Genomic DNA, 9,105 nt, shown 5'->3' on the forward strand with positions numbered 1-9,105 from the left:
ATCTCTCAACGAGGGGATTCGCACGTGGACGCCGTTCCACCTTCGCCCGCCACCGGGCGGTCACCTTCCGCGCTCAAGAACGTACTCATCGCTGCCATCGCGATGGGGCTGGCCTCCGCTCCGGTGAGCCTGCCCCTCCAAGCCTGGGCCACCACTCCGCCGCCGGCGCCTTCAGCGCGCGAACACCAGTACCTCAGCAGCAGCCCGCCGGATCTCACCGTCCCTGAGGAAACCGCAAGCCCGCAGTTGGTGAAGCCGCAGCGAGTGCCCGGGCTGGCCGGGGCGTTCGTCATCGACGCGGACGCTTCCGCCGCCACGAGCACGGGGGGTGGCCGCGGCGAACCGTCCATTGCGATCAACCCGGCCAACCCCGACGAGATCGCGATCACCCGGTTCAACTTTCAGTTCTGGCAGAACGGCAACGCGGATCTGCTCTACTCCGACGATGGCGGGAGCACCTGGACGGAGGAGCACACCATCCCGACGCCGGGCCTGACGGACGCGCCGAACGGCCCGTATGACCAGACCATCGACTACGGCCGCGACGGCAGGCTCTACGGCTCGTTCCTCGCATGCAATGCCCCTGTCGCAGGGCCCCCGGCCATTCCGGAGTGCAAGACCAAGCGTGTGGTGACCGGTTCGACGGCTGACCCCACCAATGCCGCGTCGTGGACCTGGAACGGCAACCCGGCCCAGGCCACCAGCGGCACCCGCACCAACGTCGATCAGCCCTGGGTGCTGGTCAACCGTGACACGACTACGGCGACACAGGACAACGTCTACGCCGCCTACCAGGACTTCGGCGGCACCCCGGACGCACGGGTGGGCGTCTCCTACGGAGCCAATCCGGTCAACATCACCGCGGACAACATCGCGGGCACGATGAGCCCGCTCACCACCAACGGCGGCCTGCGGCTGGCCAATGACCCGCGCAATGGCACGATGTATGCGCTCTACCAGCAGTCGACGGGCACCTTGCAGCCCAACAGCGTCCTGCGGAATCAGCCGGTCAATGTCACCTACCGGCTCAACCGGTCGGACGACGGCGGGGCGAACTGGAGGCTAAACGGCAACAACGACGGCATCGTCGTGGCCACCGAAAACAGCGACCAGGGCATCGGATACAAGTTCGGCGGTGTGAACGCGCTGCTCGGCGGCGTGAACCACGCGGCCGTCGACCCCGGCAACGGCGACGTGTATGTCGTCTACGGGGCGGATGTATCGGGCAACAACCAGCTCAGAATCCGCCGGCTCACCGACAACGGCTCCGGCGGTCTCAATGTCGGAGCTGCGGTCAACGTCGCCACGTCGACGAATGCGGCGCTCCCCTCGGTCGCGGTGCTCAACGACGGAACCATCGGCGTCCTCTACGACACCTTCGACGGCAACAACACCGCGGGCTTCCCCACCTTCTCGGCGCATCTGGCCCGCAGCACGGACCACGGCGCCACCTTCACCGACACTGTGCTGCAGACCTTCGCATCGCCGGAGCAGGACCAAACCGGCTGCAACACCGCCCCGTCACCGCCAGCTCCGAATCCCCCCAACCTCGACTGCGCCCGGCAGCGTGTGCTCGGCGACTACCAGCAGCTCAAGGCGGCCGACAATACCTTCTACGGCACATTCTCCGGAAACACCAGCGGCGCGAACCCGAGCACGACCCCGCCGATCCACGCGATGTTCTTCACCGCGCCGCAGAAATCGCAGACATCGCTCGCCTCGTCGGCCAACCCGTCGGTGTACGGCCAGCCGGTGACGTTCACCGCCACCGTCGATCCGGTCCCGGACGGCGGCACGGTGAGCTTCGAGGTCGACGGCAGCGCCCTGGGCGGGCCCGTCCCGGTCAACACGACGACCGGTGAGGCGACCTCGACCGCGATCTCGACGCTGAGCCCGGGAACACACACCGTGAACGCCGCCTACAGCGGCAACGACAATTTCAAACCGAGCACAGCTCCCACCCTGACCCAGACGGTGAACAAGGCGCCGGTCGAAACGACGCTCTCCTCCAGCGCAAACCCCTCCGGATTCGGCAGCCCGGTGACCTTCACCGACACGGTCTGCCCGAGCGGTGCGAGCACAGCCCCGACCGCGCCGCCGACCGGAACCGTCACCGTCAAGGACGGCACCACCATGCTGGGCACACCGACCCTCGCCCCGGGCGGCGGACCCAACTGCAGCCAGATCCAGGTCACCACGTCCAACCTGCTGCCCGGCCCGCACACCATCACTGCCGACTACGGCGGCGACGACAACTACCTGGCGGCCGGTACCGAGACGCTCACCCAGACGGTCGCCTGCACCCGGACCATCACTGGCCAAGTCAACAGCTCCGTCATCGCGACCCGTGAAAGCACATGCATCATCGACGCCACCGTGCGTGGCGCGGTCTACGGTGGCGCGAACGTCGCACTGTTCATCAGCAACTCGACCATCAAGGGCAGCGTCCAGTCTTCGGACGGCACCCTGTTCAGCGTCTGTGGCAGCACGGTCGGATCGGTACAGGTCAACCGTGCCACCGGCTTCGTTGTCATCGGCGACCCAGGTGACGACCACTGCCCAGGCAACCACATCACCGGCAGCGTTCAGCTCACCCACAGCCATTCCGGCGCCGAGCTCGTTGCCAACGACATCGGCGGCTCGGTGCAGGTGAACGGCACGACAGGCACCGGGCCGTTCCCGGCGGACGATCGCGCGGCCATCGTGGGCAACACCATTCACGGCTCGCTCTCCTGCGCCGGCAATGTCCCACCGCCGACCAACCGCGGTACCCCCAACACGGTGACGGGAAGCCGCACAGGCCAGTGCACGGCCCTCTGAGGCCGAACCCATAGCGTCCCGTTGCCGCCCGGAGCGACACCGTCCGGCCAGGCCCAGAAGGGCCTGGCCGGACGCCTGAAGACGAAGATCTCCCACTCGAATGAGCGAATCCAGGGAAACCTTTGGCGGTCTCACGGCCGATGTCGTATCTGACACGGATACGACATCGGCGCGAGATTACGACACGTTGCGCGAGGCCAGCATCTGATCGTTCTTCTTTCCTCGGGCGCGTCGGCGTGGAGCGATTGTTGTCGGCGGTCCGCCGGGGAGGGGTGGGCGTGGCCCGCGTCACCCGCCGTCCGTCGCTGTCTGTCCGGCACTGCGGGGTCCACGATCACTCGGCTTGCTGCCGGGCGGCGCGCCTTGGAAGGGAGAGAGGGGAGAAGAGCCCGCCTGGGCATGTGATCACTCCGGAACCTGGAGAGGAGCTCGGGGCGGCATTGCGGGAGCCTTCAGGAAACGGCGATGGCCGGTGCCGCGAAGCCGTGCGGCCTTCGCGGCGGAGAGGTGGCTGGCCTCTCCATACCGGCCATCGTGCGGCGTCTGGCCCGCCGGGAGTTCGTCGATCCCTTAAACCAGAGGCCGCGGTCTTACGGTATCCCGCGTGAAACGCGGGTCGGTGCGCTGTAGTCAGGGCGTCGAGGACCGGCGGGCGGCGGCCAGCTTCTCGAGGCGGGAGCGTTTCCAACGCTGCTGGCGCGGTCGGCCGGCACTGCCGCGGCGGTACTCGAACCCGTCGGGCTGCTCGAGGTCGGGCAGGAGCCCGTGCCCGAGCGCGCTGATGAAGCTGTCGGCGTTGCTGTACCCAAGGATCCGGGCCGCTTCGGCGGCGCCGACGAGGTCCTCGTTCTCGTCCTGGTCGTCGGCCGGCAGCACACCGCGCTTGCGGGCGGCGGCGACGACGGTGGCCCGGCGCCACTTCTTGCGGGCCCCGCCGCGGCTGCCCTCCTCCCTCTCCAGGGTGTCCGGCTCGGGGAGCTCGGGGATGCGCCCCTGGTAGAGGGCGCTGGAGAAGGAGGCGACGCTGCCGTAGCCGAACAGGCTTGCGACCTCGGCCGTACCGAGCAGCTCGTCGGGGTCCCCGTCGACCGGCACTGCGGGCAGCGCGGCGGCCGGGGCGGAGCTGCGCCGGCCCTTGCCGGGGCGGCTGATAGCCCAGGCGACGATCGTGCCCCGGCGCCACATCGGGCCGTCGATGTCCTCGTCGGGCTCGGGGAAGTACCCAGGCCGGTCGCGGAAGTAGGCGTCGATGGTGGAGGTACGGGTGTAGCCGAGGAGCTTGGCCACCTCCCGCTTGGTCAGCAGCTCGTCCTGGTCGGCCTCGAGCACCGCGGCCGGCAGCGTCCGCTTCTTCGGTGCGCGCTGCGCGAAGAACGCCGCGACCTCGTCGTGGCGCCAGAACCGCTTGCGGCCCTCGGTGTGAGCGCCCGCGGGGAAACCGCTGTCCGGATCGTTGCTCCACTCGCTGATCCGGGGCTTGCTCGTGCCGAACTCGGACACGATCTGCGCAGTGTCCACGAGCCGCTCGGCGGGAGACATCTGGGCCCCTTTGAAAGGATCAGCAAGGCGGTGCCGACACCCGGTCGAGCGCGACAGGTTCGATAATGCCAAAGCCGGTGGGTTCGTGTCCAGCCCAGCGCCGAGCCTCGCTCCGTTGTCAGTGGCCCGCACTATGTTGATCACCAGTCGAAGGGGGGTGTTCTCATGCAGCTCAGGTACTCGTTCCGCCTGTATCCAAACGGGCCTCACCGTGCCGCGCTGGCCAGGGCGTTCGGGTGCGCGCGGGTCGTCTTCAATGACGGGCTTCGCGCTCGTGAGGACGCCCGTGCTGCCGGCCTGCCGTTCGTCACTACGGCGGAGCTGAGTAAGCGGCTGACCGAGGCGAAGAAGACCCCGGAGCGGGCATGGCTCGGGGAAGTCTCGGCCGTCGTGCTGCAACAGTCCCTCCGGGATCTGGACGGGGCGTACCGGAACTTCTTCAACGGCCTGAAGGGCAAGCGCCCCAAGATGGGGCCGCCCCAATTGAAGTCGAAGAGGGACACGCGGCAGGCCGTCAGGTTCACCGCCAACGCCCGTTGGTCGATCACTCCCGGCGGCGGCTTGCGCCTGCCGAAAATCGGAGACGTCCGAGTGAAGTGGTCCCGCGCCCTACCGTCCACCCCGTCCGCGGTGACGGTGATCAAGGACAGCGCGGGCCGGTACTTCTGTTCGTTCGTTGTAGAGACCGAACCGTCCGAGGTACTGCCCGAGACAACGCCCGAGGTTGGCATAGACCTGGGCCTGGGGCACTTCGCAGTCCTGTCCGACGGGCGGAAGATCGACGCCCCGCGCTTCCTGCGCCGGGCGGAGAGGAAACTCAAGGACGCTCAGCGCTCGCTCTCCCGCAAGGAGAAGGGCGGCAAGAACAGGGAGAAGGCCCGGCACAAGGTGGCTCGCGCTCACGCACGGGTGGCCGATGCACGGCGGGAGTTCCACCACCAGCTTTCAACGACGATCATCCGCGAGAACCAAGCGGTTGCCGTTGAAAACTTGGCGGTCAAAGGTCTCGCCCGCACGCACCTGGCCAAGTCCGTGCACGACGCCGGCTGGTCGGCGTTCCTCGCCATGTTGGAGTACAAGGCCGCACGGTACGGGCGCACCTTTGTACGTATCGGCCGGTTCGAGCCGACGTCGCAGGTCTGCTCAGCGTGCGGTGTGAAGGACGGCCCGAAGCCTCTGCACATCCGGCAGTGGACATGCGGGGCCTGCGGAGTCGTACTGGACAGAGACATCAACGCGGCGGTCAACGTCGCCAAGGCGGCCGGACTGGCCGTGACAGCCTGTCGAGCGCAGGTAAGCCCGGTACCTGTACCGGCGTAGCGTGTTGAAGCAGGAACCCACCGAGACGGTCAGCCGACCGTGGTAGGGACCCCCGCCCTTTAGAGCGGGGAGTGGAAGTCAAAGAAGTTCCTCGCCAACAAGGCAGACACCGAAGAGTGCGGCGCGCTCTTCCAGCTCCGTGTAGGCCATGGCGGCCGGCGCGGCATCCCAGGTCGCGAACACGAGGGCGGAGACCGCCTCGCCGCGCGTCATCCCCTCTTCCCACGGAGCGCCCGCTGCAGAGCAGCGCTCGGCGAGCTGGGCGTCGGACAGGTTCGCGGCCTCCCGGCGGATGCCGGATTGGACGTCGGCGACGCCCTCGCACCAGGCGCGGTGGCCTGTGGCGAGAAGGTCCTGCAGCGCGTCCCGGTCACTCAGGTCCTGGGCGCTGGCGGCGAGGTCGAGGAGCAGGGCGGTGGGGTTGGTGTCCATGGTCATCTCCTTCATCCACTGTAAGGGGGCGTGTGCCGGGCCGGGGCCGGACGAACTCGGCCGCGGCACACGGCGGGTATCAGCTGTGGGCGGTGCAGTCGTCGCATTACGCGAGCGTCGCGGTGACCGTGTGACCGGCCTCGGCGATGGCGGTGGCGAAGACCTGCGCACGGGTGATCGCCTGCTCGGTCGCCTTGCGGTTGCCGGTCACCGCGACGGCGCTGGCGGTGAGCTGCGGCAGCTTGTCGCCTCCGCGGGCCCACAGGCCCAGCGGGCAGTCGGGCCCGAGGTCGGCCAGGGCGGCGGGCCAGACCTCGTCCGAGGGGATGATGAACTGGCAGGACAGCTGCGCGTTGGTGACTTCGTCGGTCGGCTTGTACTGGGCCAGGCGTCCAGTGTTGTCGTCGCGGACGCGCCGCTCCCAGACCTCTGGGGCGGAGAACTGGGCGAGCTCAGCGGCGAGTTGGGCGGGCGTGAAGTGGGCGGCGAGCGCGGCGCGGGCGGCGCGTTCGGGCAGGGCGGGGCTGGGCACGGCGAACCTCCGTGACAGGGCTGCGGCCGGCGGGATGCCGGTGCCGCGATGGGTGGTGTGCTGGATCGGGGGCGCGGTCAGCGCCCGGTGCGGCTGGGCGCGGTGGCGGCGTCCCAGGACGTGCGCGGCGCGGACCGCCACCAGTCGGTCTCCGGCGCTGCGGCCGGGACCGGAGCCGGGCGGGCTGCCGTGGTGGGACGGGCCGGTGCGGCGCGGTGAGCGGGCGGCGACGCGGGCGTGGCGGCCGCGCGCGCGGCCCGAGCGGGGGCGCGTCCGGCGAGGACGGCGGGCAGGGTGTCGTCGATGTAGGCAACGTGGTGGGCGAGGTCCACGCCGACCTGGGCGGAGTCGAGATAGAGCACGTTGTCGCGCAGGGCCACGTTCCCGGTGGCGATCACGTGCACGGCGTCGGTGAGGCATTCGGCGACGTGCCGGGCAAGGGGACCGGTGACGGTGCAGATGACCGGGACCGGTTCCCCGTCGCGCCACTGGCCGCGTGCACGGTCGTACTCGCGCGGGACCTGCACCACGGTGAACCGGGCGGCGGGCGTGCCACGTTCGGTGTGGCGCAGCTGCACGGTTCCGTAGACGCGGCCACGGATGACGGCGGCGGTCTCTCCGCTCATGGAGGTACTCCTCGATGCGACGAACGTTCTGGCAGTGCCCGGGAGCCACCCGAACAGGTTCCATAATACTAAAACAGGGGGCGGGTGTCATCCCCTTTTCCTTCCGGACGGGAGCACCCGCCCCCGGCGAGGCCGGCCGCAGTCCTGGACTCGCGCGGTTCGTTTTCCCCGTCGCCTACGCGGCGGTCTGCTCTGCGGCGGGCTTGGGCTTCCGGCAGGGCCCGGGACCCTCGCAGCAGGTCGCCGCCTCCGGGTTGTCCCACTGGCAGACCGGGCAGCGCCACAGGACGCCCGCGGCCAGGGCCGCTGCCCGGATCGCCTCCCTCTGCCCGTCATCGGCCGCGCTCAGCAACGTGTCCAGCAGGGGCGGTTGTGGCGCACCTGCTTCACCGCTGTCGTCGAGTACGACCGTGTCCTCGACCACGACGCGCAGCGGGACCGTGCCGTCGGGCCGGACGAGGTGCTCCGGGGCGCTGTCGAGGTGGATGGACACCCGGAAGGCGCCGAGCTCGTGGTCGAGATAGGCGAACACCAGAATGTCGTCGACCGAGACACAGGGCAGATCGCCGTGGGTTCCGGGGTAGAAGACGGCGTCACGGTGCGCCCGCGCGCAGGCGCCGGCCTCCGGGAAGCGGAAGTCGAGCGGCACGATCCGTTCGCGGCGTACTCCGCTGATGGTGTCGGCGTACAGGGAGTAGCCCTCGTCCGGGCGGTTGTCGTGCTCGGGCCCGTAGTAGAGATCCACGGCCGGACGGTCGTCGGCGGGCGGATTGTTGGGGACGTCGCCGTCGCCGAGGAGGTTTGCCCAGCTTGTGCGTACGTGGTGGGCGAGGCTGGCCAGGGCGGCGTCCTCGTCGGTGAACAGGCCGACGGTGTCTTGGTGACGGTCCCAGCGGCGCAGCACCCAGGCCTGGCCCGGCGGGCGCGGCGGAATGCGGGTGAAGGCCGGCTCCGAGGCGGTGGGGATGTCGAACCGTGCCAGCCAGTCGGAGATGATCGTGACGGCGTCCGCGCCGGGCCACTCGCCTTTGTCCTCTTCCAACTCGGCCAGCCTGTCGTGCAGCTGGAGCACGGCCATGCCCTCGGGCGTGCGGGGGTTGGGGGTGATCACGGTAAGCCTCTCTGGTTGGTCGAACAGCGGTCGCAGTGCGCGGTGGTCGCGCGCTGTCGGGATGACGCCCCGGTGCTACGGCTCCAGGTCCAGGGCTGCGCGCAGCAGGGCGAGCAGGGCGGCGCCGTCGGCGGGCAGGACGGCCGCGCGCAGGGTGCGCCTGCGCAGGATGGGCACGTCCAGGCTGATTCCGACCGGGACATCGGGAGTCTTCTGGTGGGGGACGAGCTGGTAGTGCCGGGCGGCGATCATCCAGGCCTCGTACTGGTCGGCGGGCCGTCCGCCGCGGGCGGTGTGCCCCTCGTCGGGGGTCTGCGCTGGGCAGGGGCAGGGGCAGGACGGGGCGGTGCAGGGGCGGCCCGCGGGGTGCGAGGCGAGCAACGGGCGCGTGCGGTAGTGCGTGACGGTGCCATTTACACGAACTCCCGCGGGTTCCCCGGAGTGCCCTTGTTGCTGGTGGCCGTGCAGGCCAGGCCGCGGGTCGCGCTCTCTCCGGCCGGTCAGCCGCGTTCCCGAACCGGTGCGCGAGGCAATCGCACGCCGACGGCGCCGAGTTGAACCCCGAGGACGAAACCGCGTACAACTGCATCAACAGGGCCTCCAGGATCACGAGTTGGCTTCAGCAACCCTCGTGCTGTACCGGAGGCCCTGCCTTCATACATCCACCCAGCCAAGATCACCCGACTAGGCACCCTGTTCGATTACAACCGTCCTCCCCGTGCCCG

7 protein-coding genes and 1 pseudogene are annotated in these 9,105 nt (G+C 69.5%); 2 read left to right on the forward strand and 6 right to left on the reverse strand.

Annotation, left to right across the window (positions count from 1 at the left end):
• The first annotated feature begins 24 nt into the window (after positions 1-24).
• Complete coding sequence (locus J7E87_RS36295) at positions 25-2,820, forward strand: Ig-like domain repeat protein (RefSeq protein WP_215097778.1); 2,796 nt, start codon at positions 25-27, stop codon at positions 2,818-2,820.
• A gap of 630 nt (positions 2,821-3,450) precedes the next feature.
• Here the strand turns inward: J7E87_RS36295 and J7E87_RS30180 are convergent.
• Entirely contained in the window at positions 3,451-4,359 is a 909-nt protein-coding gene (locus J7E87_RS30180; protein ID WP_215097779.1) for a hypothetical protein, read from the reverse strand.
• A gap of 165 nt (positions 4,360-4,524) precedes the next feature.
• On the opposite strand from J7E87_RS30180, the pseudogene J7E87_RS30185 reads away from it, so the two are divergent.
• Positions 4,525-5,676: pseudogene (locus J7E87_RS30185) on the forward strand (RNA-guided endonuclease InsQ/TnpB family protein); the annotation flags it as partial.
• 81 nt (positions 5,677-5,757) lie between these two features.
• Here the strand turns inward: J7E87_RS30185 and J7E87_RS30190 are convergent.
• The 5 genes from J7E87_RS30190 to J7E87_RS30210 all read right to left on the reverse strand — a co-directional run bounded on the left by J7E87_RS30190 (position 5,758) and on the right by J7E87_RS30210 (position 8,761).
• On the reverse strand, positions 5,758-6,111 hold the full coding sequence (locus J7E87_RS30190) for a hypothetical protein (protein WP_215097781.1): 354 nt from the start codon (positions 6,109-6,111) through the stop codon (positions 5,758-5,760).
• A 106-nt stretch (positions 6,112-6,217) separates the two neighbouring features.
• Positions 6,218-6,784, reverse strand: a complete 567-nt coding sequence (locus J7E87_RS30195) for a DNA-processing protein DprA (protein ID WP_215097782.1) — start codon at positions 6,782-6,784, stop codon at positions 6,218-6,220.
• Positions 6,721-7,269, reverse strand: a complete 549-nt coding sequence (locus J7E87_RS30200) for a single-stranded DNA-binding protein (protein WP_215097783.1) — start codon at positions 7,267-7,269, stop codon at positions 6,721-6,723. Before J7E87_RS30200 ends, J7E87_RS30195 begins: the two co-directional genes overlap by 64 nt.
• A gap of 175 nt (positions 7,270-7,444) precedes the next feature.
• Positions 7,445-8,380: a hypothetical protein gene (locus J7E87_RS30205; protein WP_215097784.1), complete on the reverse strand. Its 936-nt coding sequence runs from the start codon at positions 8,378-8,380 to the stop codon at positions 7,445-7,447.
• 75 nt (positions 8,381-8,455) lie between these two features.
• Positions 8,456-8,761, reverse strand: a complete 306-nt coding sequence (locus J7E87_RS30210; protein ID WP_215097785.1) for a hypothetical protein — start codon at positions 8,759-8,761, stop codon at positions 8,456-8,458.
• Positions 8,762-9,105 lie beyond the last annotated feature (344 nt).

This window comes from Streptomyces sp. ISL-1 (assembly GCF_018614585.1).
Taxonomy (GTDB): domain Bacteria; phylum Actinomycetota; class Actinomycetes; order Streptomycetales; family Streptomycetaceae; genus Streptomyces; species Streptomyces maoxianensis.